This window comes from Rhodoferax sp. XS2R6, from assembly GCF_056521365.1.
On the sequence record NZ_JBWMAY010000003.1, the window covers coordinates 376,124 to 390,476 of the forward strand.

Annotated in this window: 16 protein-coding genes; 10 read left to right on the plus strand and 6 right to left on the minus strand. The window is 60.3% G+C overall.

From position 1 onward, the window contains the following. Nucleotide 1 precedes the first annotated feature (1 nt). The 6 genes from AC097A_RS13225 to AC097A_RS13250 all read left to right on the plus strand — a co-directional run bounded on the left by AC097A_RS13225 (nt 2) and on the right by AC097A_RS13250 (nt 4,953). The gene (locus tag AC097A_RS13225; RefSeq protein WP_479621195.1) at nt 2-1,237 is read left to right on the plus strand and encodes a class I SAM-dependent methyltransferase; all 1,236 of its coding nucleotides are present in this window, start codon (nt 2-4) and stop codon (nt 1,235-1,237) included. Between the two features lie 18 nt (nt 1,238-1,255). Beyond that, complete coding sequence (locus tag AC097A_RS13230) at nt 1,256-1,825, plus strand: chalcone isomerase family protein (protein ID WP_479621196.1); 570 nt, start codon at nt 1,256-1,258, stop codon at nt 1,823-1,825. Then, on the plus strand, nt 1,822-3,114 hold the full coding sequence (locus AC097A_RS13235; protein WP_479621197.1) for an MFS transporter: 1,293 nt from the start codon (nt 1,822-1,824) through the stop codon (nt 3,112-3,114). The genes AC097A_RS13230 and AC097A_RS13235 overlap by 4 nt, the downstream gene beginning before the upstream one ends. Next, complete coding sequence (locus tag AC097A_RS13240) at nt 3,111-3,650, plus strand: DUF3833 domain-containing protein (RefSeq protein ID WP_479621198.1); 540 nt, start codon at nt 3,111-3,113, stop codon at nt 3,648-3,650. Before AC097A_RS13235 ends, AC097A_RS13240 begins: the two co-directional genes overlap by 4 nt. Nucleotides 3,651-3,727: 77 nt before the next feature. After that, nucleotides 3,728-4,507, plus strand: coding sequence for an SDR family NAD(P)-dependent oxidoreductase (locus tag AC097A_RS13245; RefSeq protein WP_479621199.1), 780 nt, complete (start codon nt 3,728-3,730; stop codon nt 4,505-4,507). Next, nucleotides 4,504-4,953 carry a nuclear transport factor 2 family protein gene (locus AC097A_RS13250; protein ID WP_479621200.1) on the plus strand — a complete coding sequence of 150 codons (450 nt, stop codon included), beginning with the start codon at nt 4,504-4,506 and terminating at the stop codon, nt 4,951-4,953. Before AC097A_RS13245 ends, AC097A_RS13250 begins: the two co-directional genes overlap by 4 nt. 25 nt (nt 4,954-4,978) lie before the next feature. On the opposite strand, the gene AC097A_RS13255 is transcribed toward AC097A_RS13250, so the two are convergent. After that, complete coding sequence (locus tag AC097A_RS13255) at nt 4,979-5,215, minus strand: hypothetical protein (protein WP_315480277.1); 237 nt, start codon at nt 5,213-5,215, stop codon at nt 4,979-4,981. Nucleotides 5,216-5,322: 107 nt separating this feature from the next. After that, nucleotides 5,323-5,937: a glutathione S-transferase C-terminal domain-containing protein gene (locus AC097A_RS13260; RefSeq protein ID WP_315480276.1), complete on the minus strand. Its 615-nt coding sequence runs from the start codon at nt 5,935-5,937 to the stop codon at nt 5,323-5,325. Nucleotides 5,938-6,033: 96 nt separating this feature from the next. Between AC097A_RS13260 and purB the strand changes: the two genes are divergently transcribed. Both purB and AC097A_RS13270 read left to right on the plus strand, forming a co-directional pair. After that, the gene (gene purB / locus AC097A_RS13265; protein WP_105262967.1) at nt 6,034-7,413 is read left to right on the plus strand and encodes an adenylosuccinate lyase; all 1,380 of its coding nucleotides are present in this window, start codon (nt 6,034-6,036) and stop codon (nt 7,411-7,413) included. Between the two features lie 85 nt (nt 7,414-7,498). Then, on the plus strand, nt 7,499-8,059 hold the full coding sequence (locus AC097A_RS13270; protein WP_315848696.1) for a YaeQ family protein: 561 nt from the start codon (nt 7,499-7,501) through the stop codon (nt 8,057-8,059). Between the two features lie 70 nt (nt 8,060-8,129). On the opposite strand, the gene AC097A_RS13275 is transcribed toward AC097A_RS13270, so the two are convergent. Further along, on the minus strand, nt 8,130-8,567 hold the full coding sequence (locus AC097A_RS13275) for a DUF3717 domain-containing protein (RefSeq protein ID WP_479621201.1): 438 nt from the start codon (nt 8,565-8,567) through the stop codon (nt 8,130-8,132). A gap of 347 nt (nt 8,568-8,914) precedes the next feature. Here AC097A_RS13275 and AC097A_RS13280 point away from each other — a divergent pair, with 347 nt between their 5' ends. Beyond that, nucleotides 8,915-9,625, plus strand: coding sequence for a TerC family protein (locus AC097A_RS13280; RefSeq protein ID WP_479621202.1), 711 nt, complete (start codon nt 8,915-8,917; stop codon nt 9,623-9,625). A 76-nt stretch (nt 9,626-9,701) separates the two neighbouring features. Continuing rightward, nucleotides 9,702-10,052, plus strand: coding sequence for a phage holin family protein (locus tag AC097A_RS13285; RefSeq protein ID WP_105262963.1), 351 nt, complete (start codon nt 9,702-9,704; stop codon nt 10,050-10,052). Here the strand turns inward: AC097A_RS13285 and AC097A_RS13290 are convergent. The 3 genes from AC097A_RS13290 to AC097A_RS13300 form a co-directional block, all read right to left on the minus strand. Then, entirely contained in the window at nt 10,023-11,465 is a 1,443-nt protein-coding gene (locus AC097A_RS13290; RefSeq protein ID WP_479621203.1) for a M48 family metalloprotease, read from the minus strand. The two genes, AC097A_RS13285 and AC097A_RS13290, sit on opposite strands and share 30 nt — an antisense overlap. Before the next feature lie 671 nt (nt 11,466-12,136). Further along, nucleotides 12,137-13,831 (minus strand): PglL family O-oligosaccharyltransferase, encoded by a 1,695-nt coding sequence (locus AC097A_RS13295; protein WP_479621204.1) that lies wholly within the window; start codon nt 13,829-13,831, stop codon nt 12,137-12,139. 52 nt (nt 13,832-13,883) lie between these two features. Beyond that, on the minus strand, nt 13,884-14,291 hold the full coding sequence (locus AC097A_RS13300) for a pilin (protein WP_479621205.1): 408 nt from the start codon (nt 14,289-14,291) through the stop codon (nt 13,884-13,886). Nucleotides 14,292-14,353 lie beyond the last annotated feature (62 nt).

Genomic DNA, 14,353 nt, shown 5'->3' on the forward strand with positions numbered 1-14,353 from the left:
CATGAACCCCAACAGCATCACCTCCACCGCACCTTCCTTCACGCTGCCCCGCGGCACCCCCGCGGCGGCCCGCACCGTGCTCAAGCTGCTGCAGCACCTGCGCCACGGCAGCCTGACGGTGCAACTGCCCGACGGCAGCATGCAGCGCTTTGGTGGCGAGGCCCTGCCCCACGCCAGCCTGCAACTGCACAACTGGAATGTCTGCAGCGCAGCCCTCAAGTCGGGCGACATCGGTTTTGCCGAGAGCTTTATCGCGGGCGACTGGAGCACCCCAAATTTGACCGAGCTGCTGCGCGTGCTGGTGAAAAACCGCGCCGAGGTGGAGGGCGTGATCTATGGCACCTGGGCCGGGCGCCTGCTCTACCGCATCAAGCACCTGCTGAACCGCAACACCAAGACCAACAGCCAGAAGAACATCCACGCCCACTACGACCTGGGCAACGCCTTCTACACGCTGTGGCTGGACGAGACCATGAACTACTCGTCCGCCATTTTCGCGGGCAACACCGACCAGCCCATGGCCGAGGCGCAAAAGGCCAAGGTGCGGCGCGCGCTCTCCATGGCCGGCGTACAGCCCGGCGACCGCGTGCTGGAGATTGGCTGCGGCTGGGGCGCACTGGCCGAGATGGCGACCACCGAATTTGGCGCGTCTATCACCGGTGTGACCCTCAGCACCGAGCAGTTGGCCTTTGCGCGCGAACGCATGCAGCGTTTTGGCGTGCAAGACCAGGCCGACTTGCGGCTGCAGGACTACCGCGACATTGCAGACGAACCCTTCGATGCCATTTGCTCCGTTGAGATGGTGGAGGCCGTCGGCCGCGAGTACTGGCCCACCTACTTTGCCAGCGTAGCCAAGCTGCTCAAGCCCGGTGGCCGCGCGTGTGTGCAAAGCATCGTGATCGACGACGCGCTGTTTGACCGCTACATCAGCTCCACCGATTTCATCCAGCAGTACATCTTCCCCGGCGGTTGCCTGCCTTGCCCGCGCGAGTTCCGCGCGCAGGCCCGTGCTGCAGGGCTGGAGGTGGTGGACGAATACGCCTTTGGCCCCGACTACGCCGAGACCCTGCGCCGCTGGCGCGACGCCTTCCTGGCCGAGCGCGAGCGCGTGATGGCGGCCGGCTTCGACCAACGCTTCATGCTGATCTGGGAGTTTTACCTGGCCTACTGCGAAGCGGCTTTTGACGAACGCAACATCGACGTGGTGCAGTACACGCTGCAAAAACGCGCGGCCTGACACCCAGCGACTCCAGCCATGCGCCACGCCCTGCCCACCCGCCGAACCCTGCTGCGCTGGGGCGGGAGCGTGGGCGCGTTGTGCTTGGCAGGTGCAGCCCGTGCACAGACTGCGATGCCGTCAGAAGTACAGGCCCAGCTGCCGCTGGCCAAGGCCGCAGGCGCCACGCGCATGCGGGTTTTTGGCCTGTCGATTTACGACGCACAGCTGTGGGTGGCCCCGGGCTTCGACGCAACGCAGTACGCCGCCCATCCCCTGGCGCTGGAGCTGCGCTACTTGCGCTCGCTCAAGGGAAAATCCATCGCCGAACGCTCCCTGCAAGAGATGCGCCGTGGCGGCTCGCTGGACGCCGCCACCGAACAGCGCTGGCTGCAGGCCATGGGGGAGGCCTTTCCGGATGTGAAAGAGGGCGACCGCCTGACCGGCCTGCACACGCCGGGTGCGGGCACCCGCTTCTTCTTCAACGGCACACTGCGCGCCACCGTGGCCGACCCGACGTTTGGCCCGCAGTTCTTTGGCATCTGGCTCGCGCCCTGGACGAGCGAGCCACGCCTGCGCGGGGAACTGCTCGCGGGGTTGGCGCCATGACGCGCAACACCGTTCCCACCGCGCCGTTTGACTGGCAAGCCGGTTGGCGCTATGGCCTCATGGGCCTGCCGCTGGCTTTTGTGGCGCTGCCGCTCTACGTCACGCTGCCCAACCACTACGCCACGGCCTTTGGTGTGCCGCTGGCCACGCTGGGCGCCGTGCTGCTGGCGGCACGCCTGTTTGATGCGCTGATTGACCCTCTGCTGGGACGCTGGAGCGACCGGCTGTTTGCCCAGTCGCTGCGCGCCGTGCTGGCTTGGGCCGCGCTGGCCTGCGTGGTGTTGGGTGTGGGCTTTGCGCTGCTGTTCTTCCCGCCCGTGCGCAGCCCCGGCGCACTGGTGCTGTGGGCCACGGCCTGCCTGGTCGTCACCTACGCGGCCTACAGCGCGCTCAGCATCCTGCACCAGTCGTGGGGCGCACGGCTGGGCGGAGACGAAGTGCAACGCAGCCGCGTGGTGGCCTGGCGTGAAGGGCTCGGGCTGCTAGGTGTCGTTTTGGCATCGATTGCGCCTCTAGCCCTTGGTTTACCTGCGACAGCAGCTCTGTTTTTAATAGCGCTTGGCGTGGGCTGGGCCGCTTGGCGCGTAGCACGCCAGCCCCCGGTGGGTGCGGCTTCTGCCACGGAGGCAGGCTTCTCCGCTGGCCGGCCCGCCTCCGTCTGGCTGCCGTTCACGCGGCCCGCATTCCGCGCGCTGCTGGCGGTGTTTGTGGTCAACGGCATTGCCAGCGCCGTGCCGGCCACGCTGATTCTGTTTTTTGTGCAAGACCGGCTGCAGGCCCCGGCGGGCATGGAGGCCTTGTTCCTGGGCAGCTACTTTGTCTGCGCGGCTGTGGCCCTGCCGCTGTGGCTGCATGTGGTGCCGCGCCTGGGCCTGGCACGCACCTGGTTGGTAGGCATGGTGCTGTCCATGGCGGTCTTTGTGTTTGCCACCCAGTTGGGCGCCGGCGACACCCTGGGGTTTGTGGCCGTGTGTGTGTTGTCGGGCGTGGCGCTGGGCACCGACCTGGCCTTGCCCGGCGCTCTGTTGGCCGGCACCATTGCCGCCGCCGGGGATCGCGGCCGCACCGAAGGCGCCTACTTTGGCTGGTGGAACTTTGCCACCAAGCTCAACCTCGCGTTGGCTGCCGGTGTGGCGCTGCCCTTGTTGGGCCTGCTGGGTTACACGCCGGGCACCCGTGACCCGGCTGCGCTACAGGTGCTCACCATCGCGTATTGCCTGTTGCCATGCGCACTCAAGGCTGCAGCCGCCGCGCTGCTTTACACCCTCATCATCCGAAAGACCCCATGAAACGACGCCTGCTCCTCAGCGCCGCCACCGCAGCCAGCGCCCTTGCGCTGGGCGGCTGCAGCACCCAAACCATTGACCAGTACCGCCAGGAAAAACCAGTGCTGGACCTGCAGCAGTACTTCAACGGCGTGCTCGATGCCTACGGCGTGTTCACCGACCGCTCGGGCGCGGTGGTCAAACGCTTCACCGTGGTGATGCGCTGCAGCTGGCAGGGTGACGAGGGGGTGCTGGATGAAGACTTCAGCTACTCCGATGGCACCAAGCAAAAGCGCATCTGGCGCCTGAAGAAGCTGGCCGATGGCCGCTACACCGGCACCGCCGACGACGTGGTGGGCACGGCCCAGGGCCAGGCGCGCGGCAACGCGTTTTACTGGACGTACACGCTGAGCTTGCCCGTCGATGGCTCCGTCTACGAAGTGAAGTTTGACGACTGGATGTACCTGATGACCGACACGGTAATGCTCAACAAGGCCACCATGAGCAAGTTCGGCGTGCGGCTGGGTGAGGTGACGCTGTCGTTCACCAAACGTCCGTAGTTTTAAGCCAAATTGGCACCTAGCCCACATCGATATTGCGCGAGCAGCTATCAAAACAAGAGCAAAAGGTTGTTCCCATGTCCTTCTTTTCCCCGCTGAACCCACCGCTGCGCGACTGGCGTGGCAAGACGGTCTGGATCGTCGGCGCCTCCAGCGGCATTGGCCAGGCTACCGCCGCGGCGCTGCATGCGCAGGGCGCCCAGGTGGTGGTGTCGGCCCGCAAGGTGGCCGACTTGGAGGCCTTTGTGGCGGCCCATCCCGGCAGCACGGCGCTGCCGCTGGACGCCACCGATGCCGCCGCCGTGCATGCCGCGGCCGACCAACTGCTGGCGCAGGGGCCGCTGGACTGCGTGGTCTACTGCGCAGGCCACTACGCCGCCATGCGCGCCACGGCGCTGGACCTGGGCGACCTGCAGCGCCACACGGCGGTGAACTACACGGGTGCCCTGTATGTGCTGAGCGCCGTGTTGCCCGCCCTGCTGGCGCGCGGCGCTGGGCATATTGCGCTGGTGGGTAGCGTGGCAGGTTATCGGGGCCTGCCCAACAGCTTGGCCTATGGGCCGACCAAGGCCGCACTCATCAACCTGGCCGAGACGCTGTACCTGGACCTGCACGACAGGGGCCTGGGGGTGTCCCTCATCAACCCCGGTTTTGTGCAAACCCCGCTGACCGCACAAAACAACTTTGACATGCCCGCGCTGCTGACTCCGGCCCAGGCGGCCCAGGCGATCCTCGAAGGCTGGGCGCAGGGCCGCTTCGAGATCCACTTCCCCAAACGGTTTACGCTGTGGCTCAAAGCCCTGCGCGTGTTGCCGTACCGGGCCTACTTTTACCTGGTCAGCCGCGCCACCTTATGAACACTTCCCACGCATCCTGCGAGCAGGCCGTTACCCAGGTGGTGGCCTGGTTTGAAACCCTGACACCCGCCACCGTGGCGACCCTGCCCGCGTTGTATGCCACCAACGCGCGTTTCAAGGATCCATTTAACGATGTGAGGGGCATCGTCGCCATCACGCACATCTTTGCCCACATGTTCGAGGCGTTGGAGGCGCCACGCTTTGTGGTGCGCGAGCGCATCGTGCAGGGACAGCAGTGTTTTTTGACGTGGGAGTTCCGCTTCCGCTTTCGGCGTTTCAAGCAGGGGGAAGAGCAGGTGATTCTGGGAGGCTCGCACCTGGTGTTTGACGACACCGGCTTGGTGACGCTACACCGCGACTACTGGGACGCGGCCGAAGAGCTGTACGAGAAATTGCCCGTGGTGGGCGGGGTGATGCGCTGGCTCAAGAAACGGGCCAACAGCTAGACAGCCGAGACGACGGTGACCTGGCTTAACGCCCGGTGGCGTTAACCTGGCCGCCGAACTTGCTGCCCTGGAAGTCTTGGTGAAATTCCACCGGGCGGCGCGGCTCCCACCAGGCGCGCAGGGAGGCAAACACATTGCGGCAGCCCGTGCACTTGTACTCACCCGTGGGTTTCAAGGCTCCGTTGGCCGCGCGGTCAATCACCGGCTGGTAGCTGGTGGCACCGCATTCGCGGCACTTGTAGATGGTCTTGAAGATTGCCATGGTCGGCAGACTGTAAGCACTGGCGCGGGTTTTGGCCAGTGTTTTTATGTAATGCCGTGTAAAAACAGGCATTGCAGCCCCTTTTGGGCCGCCAAGCCGCACCAGGCCTAGGCCGGCACGGTGTCCGCGAAGCTGGGGCGCTGTGCCAGTTTTTCGAGCAGCTTGCCCAGATTGGGGTGGTCCGCGCGCCAGTCGATCTGGGGAAAACGGAAGTCCAGGTAGCCCAGCGCGCAGCCCACGGCGATGTCGGCCAGGCTTAGGTGGATGCCACCACAAAACGGTTTTTCACCCAGGCCACGGTCCATGGCCTTGACGGCGTCCGTCACCTTGACCATCTGGCGGTCAATCCAAGCCTGGCTGCGCTGGGCCTTGGTACGGCCGGTCCAGGTGGCTTCCAGGCGCGCCAGGATGGCGGCGTCCATCAGGCCATCGGCCAGGGCTTCCCAAGTCTTGATTTCGGCGCGCTCGCGGCCCACGGAGGGGATCAGCTTGCCCACGGGCGAGAGGGTGTCCAGGTACTCGACGATGACGCGGGAGTCGAACAGCGCCTCGGCACCTTCCATGATCAGGCAGGGCACTTTGCCCAGCGGGTTCGACTCGGCGATGCTGGTGTCTGCCGCCCACACGTCTTCGGTGACGAAGGCGTAATCGAGCTTCTTCTCGGCCATCACGACGCGGACTTTGCGAACATAGGGGCTGGAAGTGGATCCGAGTAATTTCATGAGGTCTTGGCAGTTGCTTGAGGACCAATTCTATCCAGCGGGGTTTGTCCGAACGGGCCCTGGGGTCGGGCGTGGCGCACAACCTACAATTCGGGGATGACTTTCTCCGCCATTTCCGCCCTTTCCCCGCTCGACGGCCGCTACGCCCCCAAGCTCGCCACCCTGCGCCCTCTCACCAGCGAACTGGGCTATATGCACCGGCGCGTGCAGGTGGAGGTGGCCTGGTTCATCGCCCTGAGCGATGCGGGTTTTGCCGAATTCAAGCCCCTGACCCCGGGCGCCCGCACTTACTTGCTGGGCTTGGTGAAAAACTTCTCAGAAACCGATGGCGAAGCCATTAAGACTATTGAAAAAACCACCAACCATGATGTAAAGGCGGTGGAGTACTGGATCAAGTCCAAGTTCGAGGCGCGCCCTGAACTGGAGAAGGCCGGCGAGTTTGTGCACTTTGCCTGCACCAGCGAAGACATCAACAACACCAGCCACGGCCTGCAATTGCGCTCGGCCCGCGACGTGGTGGTGCTGCCCGCGCTGGACAAGATCGTGCTCAAGCTGCGCGACATGGCCCATGCCTACGCCGACGTACCCATGCTGAGCCGCACCCACGGCCAGACCGCCAGCCCCACCACCGTGGGCAAGGAAATGGCCAACGTGGTGGTGCGCCTGCAGGCCGCCTGCGACCGCATTGCCAGCGTCAAGATCCTGGCCAAGATGAACGGCGCCGTGGGCAACTACAACGCCCACCTCTCCGCCTGGCCCGAGTTCGACTGGGAAGCCTTCAGCCGCAAGGTCATCGAGACCCCCGAGCCGCTGGGCCTGGGCCTGACCTTCCAGCCCTACAGCATCCAGATCGAGCCGCACGACTACATGGCCGAGCTGTTTGACGCCGTGGCGCGCACCAACACCATCCTGATTGACCTGAGCCGCGACATCTGGGGTTATGTGAGCCTGGGTTACTTCAAACAGCGTCTGAAGGATGGTGAAGTGGGCTCCAGCACCATGCCGCACAAGGTCAACCCCATCGACTTTGAAAACGCCGAAGGCAACCTGGGCCTGGCCAACGCCGTGCTGCGCCACCTGAGCGAGAAGCTGCCCATCAGCCGCTGGCAGCGCGACCTGACCGACTCCACCGTGCTGCGCAACATGGGCGTGGCCCTGGGCTACGCCGTGCTGGCCTACAGCTCGCTGATGACCGGGCTGAACAAGCTGGAGATCAACGAGACCGCGATTGCCGACGACCTGGATGCGTCCTGGGAAGTGCTGGCCGAGCCCATCCAGACCGTGATGCGCCGCTTTGGCCTGCCCCAGCCGTATGAACAGCTCAAGAAGTTCACCCGCGGCGAGGCCATGACCAAGGAACTCATGCAAGGCTTTATCGCTGGACTGGCCATTCCGGAAGAAGAAAAGGCGCGCTTGCTGGCCATGACACCGGGTAGCTACACAGGCAAAGCGTCCGAGTTGGCAAAGCGGGTGTGATGGCCCCCACGTTCGGCACTGCGTGTCCTCTCTGCCCCCCACGGGGGCTTCTCCGCCTTGGGGCGGCCCTACGGCGGAGCGTCTGATGGCACTCAAATCCACCATCTACAAGGCCAACCTGCAGATTGCAGACATCGAGAACAGCTACTACGCCGACCACGCGCTGACGCTGGCGCGCCACCCCAGCGAGACCGATGAACGTATGATGGTGCGCCTGGCCGCGCTGGCCTTCAACGCCTACAAGCTGCAAACCGTGTGCAACGGCGACGGCACGCTGGCCTTTGGCGCCGGCCTGTCCGATGTGGAAGATCCGGACGTCTCACTGACCGACTTCACGGGCCACAAACGCCTGTGGATCGAGGTGGGCCAGCCTGAGGACAAGCCCATCAGCAAAGCCTGCAACAAGGCCGACGCGGTGCTGCTCTACCCCTTTGCCCACTCTGCCGACATCTGGTGGAAGGGCATGGAGAGCAAACTCAGCCGCTTGGACAAGCTGCAGGTCTGGCGCATTCCGTCGGTCACCTCGCAGGCACTGGCCAAGCTGGCGCAGCGCAGCATGCAGCTGCAGGCGACGGTGCAGGAAGGGGTGTTGATGCTGGGCGACGGCGTAAACACCGTGGACATCGAACCGATTCGCTGGAAGTAGCGACAGGCGGCGTCGCGCCGCCATTTCAAGCCAAATTGACCTCTAGCCCGCGCGGATATTGCGCAAGCAGCTACTTTTTTGGTAGCAACTCTGGGGCAGCCGGCCCCTCAGCGGCCCGCTCCGCGTATTTGTTGAAGCGCCAGGCGCTGGCTTCCAGTGTGATACGCCGCCAGGTGGCACGTTTGGCGACCGGGCCCATCTCGGGCCAGCGCTGCACCTCTTCAAAGGTGCGGCCGCAGCCCTTGCACAAATCGTCTCCCTGGCTGGTGGAGCAGATGGCGATGCAGGGCGTGTCGGGTGTGCTCTCGTACCAGGCCATCCAGGCCGCCAGCGCCTTGGGCGGCATGGTGGCCGCGTCGGCTTCGGTCTCGTGGTAGTAGACCAGCAGGGCATACACCTCGGCCAGCGCGCGCGTGGGCGCAGGCAGGGCCACCCCATCCGGCGAAGGCTCGCGCGAGCGCCAGTAGTTGATAGCCGACTCGATGTCGGTGATGTGGATGCCTGCCATAGATTCCCGTAGAAGGGGGCGGATCATATACCGGCCGGTGGCCGCCCGCCCGTTCCGGCTGTGCATCCATGAAAAACCCCAGGTTTTGCAGGTTTTTGGTGCGCATCCAGTACACTCGCAGCCGCGAAGGGGAGTAGCTCCCGCCCGCTGCCACGCAGCGGTTATCAACACGTCGTCAATACGAAGCTCCGCTTCCGGCTTGTTGGGCCAGGGTTCTCACCTGGCTGAGCAAGACCTTCGATTGCAGCCCACCCAAGGCTGGATCGAAGTGCACTTGCGGATCCTGATCCCACGACTTTCGGTCCAGCGCGCGGTGCGCACCACACCGACTTCAACCTGGATTTGACATGGAATTTCTCTCCGCCCCCTGGTGGTCCGCCTTGCTGGCCATTGTGCTCATTGACCTCGTCCTGGCCGGCGACAACGCCATCGTGATCGCGCTGGCCGCGCGCAACCTGCCGCCCCCGCTGAAACGCAAAGCCATTCTGTGGGGTACCGTGGGCGCGATTGTGGTTCGCTCGGTCATGACCTTGGGCGTGGTCTGGTTGCTCAAGGTGCCGGGCCTGATGCTGGTGGGTGGCCTGGGGCTGCTGTGGATTGCGTACCAGCTGCTGGCAGACCAGGATGGCGGGGAACACGACGGCCCGTCCGCCAGCACCTTCTGGGGCGCCATGAAAACCATTGTGGTGGCCGATGCGCTGATGGGCATCGACAACGTGCTGGGGGTGGCCGGTGCCGCCCACGGCGCCATGGACCTGGTGGTGCTCGGCCTGCTGATCAGCGTGCCGATTGTGGTGTTTGGCAGCAGCGTTGTGCTGCGTTTGGTCGAGCGTTTTCCGATCATCATTCAGCTGGGCGCTGCTGTCCTGGCCTTTACGGCCGCCAAGATGGTGGTGGGCGAGGCGCTGCTGCGCCCGGTGTTTGGAGATGCCAGCACCACCGACAGCATGCACCTGGCCGCACGCTGGGCACTCTACGCCCTGGCGGTTGTGGGTGTGCTGAGTGCAGGCTGGTGGAGCCAAAAGCGCGCCCAGGCTCAATTGGCCCGCAACGGCTGAACAAGAAACACGCGCCTCGCCCAGAGGTCCCAAGGCCTCTGGGCGACGCAACAGGCCGGTGCTATGCTGCGGCACCATGAAATTACTCGTCAAATGGCTTCTGAGCGCAACCGCCTTGCTGGCGGTGGCCCACCTCTACAGCGGCGTGGAAGTGAAGAGTTTCACCGCCGCCTTGATCGCCGCGTTTGTGATTGGTTTGCTCAACACCGTGGTGCGGCCTCTGCTGGTGGTGCTGACCCTGCCCTTCACCGTGCTGACGCTGGGCCTGTTCTTGTTTGTCATCAACGCGCTGATGTTCTGGTCCGCCGCCGGCGTGTTGGACGGTTTTCAGGTGCAGGGTTTTACCGCCGCCCTGATCGGCTCTTTGATCTACACCCTGCTGGGCTTGGTCATCGAATCAGCGCTCGAGCGCCTGTTCACGAAGTAATTGCTCCACCTGGCGCGCCCGGGTGTCGACAATCGACGCTTCAAAGTGGTCGCCTGCTTTGGGATCACTGCGGGCCATATCCTGCGCAGCCTTGAGCCGCGCCAGCGCAGCCGCATAGTCCAGCTGCGCAATATTCACTTCGGCCTCTGCCCGAATGGACGCTACCGTGCGCCCCTGCGCAGCCGCAGTGCGCGCCAGCCACTGCCAGGCTTGTGCATCCCCGGCGTTGTCGGCCAGCCAGGTCTGCAAACTTTGTGATGCGGCATCGGCGCGGCCCAGCGCCAGCTGCGCCTGCACCGCCAACAACAGTTCGGCTCGGCTGCGGCTGGACCATTGCGGCCCCAGCTCCACCATGGCTTGCGCTGCATTGCCCCGGACCAGCGCAATCTCTGCCAGCAACAAACGCACTTGGCGCGCAGCTTGTGCATCACTGCGTGCCGCCTCGCGCAGGCGTTGGCTCAGAGCGTCCGTTTGGTCAAATGACCGCAAGCGAGACGCGGCAAGCGTCGCCGCATACAAAACGCCCGCCTGCAGCCCGGCGGGCTGGCGCGCCAGCCGGGCGGGTTCGGCCTCTTGCACCCAGTGGCGCAGGGCATCCACCGCCGGATTGGACAGAACACGCGCCCGTGCGGCGATCAGAGGATGTTCAGCGTCCGCTGGCGCAGAGGTGGTAGCAGCGCCTGTGCCTGGAATACGCGCTTGCATGTCCGCCATGCGCTCAGTGCTGAGGGGGTGGCTGCGCAGGTAGGGGAAACCACCCGCGTCGTTAAGCCGGGAGGACTGCTGCAATTTCTCAAACATGGACACAAAACCCTGCGGTGCAAAACCCGCCTGCCCCGCGATGCCAAAACCCACCCGGTCCGCCTCGCGCTCCATGTCGCGCGAGAAATTGAGCTGCGTCTGCGCAGCAACCGCTTGTCCGCCCACAATAACGGCATTGGCGCCGCCCGGGTTCTTGCTGGCAGCCATCGCGCCCAAAATCATGGCCCCAATCAGCCAGGGTGTTTGTTCATTCTGGCGTGTGATCAGTCGCGCGATATGGCGCTGTGTCACGTGGCTCAATTCATGGGCCAACACCGCAGCCAATTCGTCACGGCTGGTGACAACGCCCACCAACCCCAAATGCACACCAAAGTAAGCCCCTGGCAAGGCAAACGCATTGACCGAACGGTCACGCCCTAACAACACCCGCCAGGCGTACTGCGCATCCAGCTCAGGCGGCAACTCGCCGCGCGCACGCGCTGCTGCCATCAGCGGCAGCCAGATACCCTGCACGTATTCACCAATGACGGCATCGTCGAGGTAGTCTGGATCGCGGTAGAGCTCACGGGCTATGCGGTCGCCCAGGCGGCGCTCGGCTGCGGGGGTGATGGCGGTGGTGTCGCCTAGATTGGGCAATGTGTTAGACAACACCTCTGTATTCTGTGCCGCCACTAGCGGCCCATTAAAAACCACCAAAGCCAATACTACAGAGTAGTAAATGGACTTACGCAAAAACCTTTGGAATTGCCCCAGCAACCAATCATCAACCTTGATGACAGACCACCGACTGTCAGGCAATAAGATTTCGACAGTGCGCTCAAGCGCAATCGGTCGTTTTGATGTCCCTTGAATACTTTTAGTGATTTGCAGCACTGCTACCAGTTTCGCCCCCACACTCATGCCCCCAATTAATTGGCCGTCACCATACACAAATTAGACAAAGCAAATAACCTTAATACTTGTGCAAAATCGTTCTTCAACCCATCAAGAGCACACACCCCTAAAACTAGAGCGTTACCACCCAAAGCAGATGCTCAATTTTAGACAGTATCTACATCAGATTTAATGTGGGCCTCTCTTGCCAAAATACGTACGCAGACTCTCTTCGATTAAATCCATGTCAAAGCCATATTTATTGACTACATTCGTGATGAACGATACAGTTGATCAATAATATTGGTAAGCAAAAACAATTTTCAGAACGCAGTCAACATAAATACTAATTAGTCAGCTGATTCACGCACATGTGATACGCAGCCTCTGGGTCCTTCGATATATCAAGCAAGTGGGACATCTACATTATTAACGATGAAGAGTGCGCACTATTCAACCGACCAAAGTATCTTCTCCACCAATGAATTACTATCTCGCTGAACATTCCACGCACTTTTTAATGCAGCGCACTCCAAATCATTCGCTAATTTGCACAAACGATTTAACCAAAATATAGCGTTATCAGGGTGTCCATTTAGTGCATAAGCAAGCGCCAATTCATAAATTGCCCCAGGAGAGGGGTAAGCTCGTACAACATCTTCACGCAACGCCAACTCTACTTGGGTCATTCCAGTGTGTGGCCTGATTCGCACCATTTCAAGCCAATACTTGAACTGTGTCAAATAAATGACATCAGGAACATTGGGTACACTTGCCATGGGATACACCAAGCCCGCTCGCTCAAATCGCCATTTATTATAACTCTCCTCCACCCTCAAATAATCTCTTACAAGTCCAAACAAGAGAAAAGTAGACGCCAGAATAAGTCCAATAACAATTGATTTATTAATTTCAACTGAAAAACTCATTGCAACGCGAACACCAATCACCCCGACTACCATACCCGTTGGAATCAAAAAGGTTGCATATTGCAATGGATACTCAAACATCGAATGCACGCCAACCACTATTAACAAAAGTAGCAACAGCAGGTCTTGTTCATTTTTAATATTTTTCAACACATGACCAAACCAAACCACGAGAAAAATCACCACCAAGGATGCTAAGGGAATTCCAAGCCAAACAAAAATATCCAGAAGGATATTATGTGTATGGCCAAACATCCCCCCCATACTCGGAAATTTGTGTGCAACCGCGATTTGAGCGTTAATCACCTCAGTCCAGCCATATCCAAACCAAGGGCGATTCCAAATCGCATCTAAAAACAGCTCCCAAGCCGTCAATCGGACATCGCCCTGGAGCGCACTTCTCACATACTCAGCACCTCCTTCTCGCTGAAAGAAATAGACATCCATCCATTGGAAAAAATATACCCCTAAGAAAAATACTGCCAACAAAATCAAGCTAATAAATTTTATTTTTTCAAGCTTGATTGATCGTTCATAAATTAGCACAATGGACAGGATGACGAACCCTACAACATATGCCATTCGAGACTTAGTTAGGACAATCCCAAGAACGAGAAATGCACTTGCAACCAGGACGATCTGAATGTTAATGATTTTTTTCGAATACGCCCAGAAGCACCCAATCACCCCCCATAGCAATAATGACGCGAGCATGTTTGGCTGCCCTAGGTTCGCATAGTGCCGCCCGCCCGAATACCCCATGCTGAGATAGTCATTCAGTCCAGTTTCAAGTACCTCAGCCCAACTCCCTAACGATAATCCGACAGATACAATCGAAGCAAAGACCATCGCCCCCAAAAGCGCATCGGGCAACACCCCAGGCATCCGTTTTTCTAAATTAGCACCGACAACGATTGCTAAAGAAAATCCAAGTAGGTACGCTGATGTCATCCAAGCTTGACTTACAAATACCAACAAGCCAGTGGCGTAATGTATCCAAGGCACAAAACAAAGAGAAAAAGTGACTATAGCGAACAGCGGCCAAGTTAATGTTTTTTTTCTACCAAAAACTAACAGTAAAAAAGTGAGTGCCCCTATCAAAGCGACCCAAGCATCCGAGTGAAAACTCGTCCATGGTTGATAGTGGTTTGGTATAAGCCAGGCAAGCGATACAAGGAGCGCCCAAATTACTGCCCCGATATTTTTTTTGTTCATTTAAAATAAAAAGAGCTCCCATGGGAGCTCCTTGAATAAGCCACTAGCCTATTTATTTGCAGCTAGCTGGACGATACTTAGCCAGTATTGTTCCATCGCAAGTCCATGTCACTTGGCCCGACAGATAGGCACCAGTCAAAGTGATTGTACTGCCAGCAATATTATTGTCACCCCTTGCTGTCGCCGTAATAATCCCAGATGCATATGTAACGCCCGACACATATCGCGACGCCTGAGATTCGATTGTTACACTAGCTGCCTCAGGCATTGCAGTCAAGGTAGCCGCCGCTTCCGTAATTGTATTTTTTGCCGATGACGCAGCCAACATCACTTCAGTTACTTTGGCGCGGGTGGTGTAGTCTTGGTACGCAGGCAAAGCCACCGCAGCCAAAATACCGATGATCGCAACCACAATCATCAATTCGATCAGGGTAAAACCCTTTTGCATAGAACGCTTCATAAAAATCTCCAAAAAGTGTGAGGGCAAATATTTAGCAGACTTCGTGCCAACCCGAAATCATG

Bases quoted from the DNA above. Each gene is read 5' to 3' on its own strand.
- AC097A_RS13275 (WP_479621201.1), bottom strand. From the start codon at position 8,567: ATGGCAGGCATCCACATCACCGACATCGAGTCGGCTATCAACTACTGG.
- AC097A_RS13295 (WP_479621204.1), bottom strand. From the start codon at position 13,831: ATGAACAAAAAAAATATCGGGGCAGTAATTTGGGCGCTCCTTGTATCG.
- AC097A_RS13225 (WP_479621195.1), top strand. From the start codon at position 2: ATGAACCCCAACAGCATCACCTCCACCGCACCTTCCTTCACGCTGCCC.
- AC097A_RS13235 (WP_479621197.1), top strand. From the start codon at position 1,822: ATGACGCGCAACACCGTTCCCACCGCGCCGTTTGACTGGCAAGCCGGT.
- AC097A_RS13300 (WP_479621205.1), bottom strand. From the start codon at position 14,291: ATGAAGCGTTCTATGCAAAAGGGTTTTACCCTGATCGAATTGATGATT.
- AC097A_RS13250 (WP_479621200.1), top strand. From the start codon at position 4,504: ATGAACACTTCCCACGCATCCTGCGAGCAGGCCGTTACCCAGGTGGTG.
- AC097A_RS13285 (WP_105262963.1), top strand. From the start codon at position 9,702: ATGAAATTACTCGTCAAATGGCTTCTGAGCGCAACCGCCTTGCTGGCG.
- AC097A_RS13260 (WP_315480276.1), bottom strand. From the start codon at position 5,937: ATGAAATTACTCGGATCCACTTCCAGCCCCTATGTTCGCAAAGTCCGC.
- AC097A_RS13245 (WP_479621199.1), top strand. From the start codon at position 3,728: ATGTCCTTCTTTTCCCCGCTGAACCCACCGCTGCGCGACTGGCGTGGC.
- AC097A_RS13280 (WP_479621202.1), top strand. From the start codon at position 8,915: ATGGAATTTCTCTCCGCCCCCTGGTGGTCCGCCTTGCTGGCCATTGTG.
- purB (WP_105262967.1), top strand. From the start codon at position 6,034: ATGACTTTCTCCGCCATTTCCGCCCTTTCCCCGCTCGACGGCCGCTAC.
- AC097A_RS13270 (WP_315848696.1), top strand. From the start codon at position 7,499: ATGGCACTCAAATCCACCATCTACAAGGCCAACCTGCAGATTGCAGAC.
- AC097A_RS13255 (WP_315480277.1), bottom strand. From the start codon at position 5,215: ATGGCAATCTTCAAGACCATCTACAAGTGCCGCGAATGCGGTGCCACC.
- AC097A_RS13240 (WP_479621198.1), top strand. From the start codon at position 3,111: ATGAAACGACGCCTGCTCCTCAGCGCCGCCACCGCAGCCAGCGCCCTT.
- AC097A_RS13230 (WP_479621196.1), top strand. From the start codon at position 1,256: ATGCGCCACGCCCTGCCCACCCGCCGAACCCTGCTGCGCTGGGGCGGG.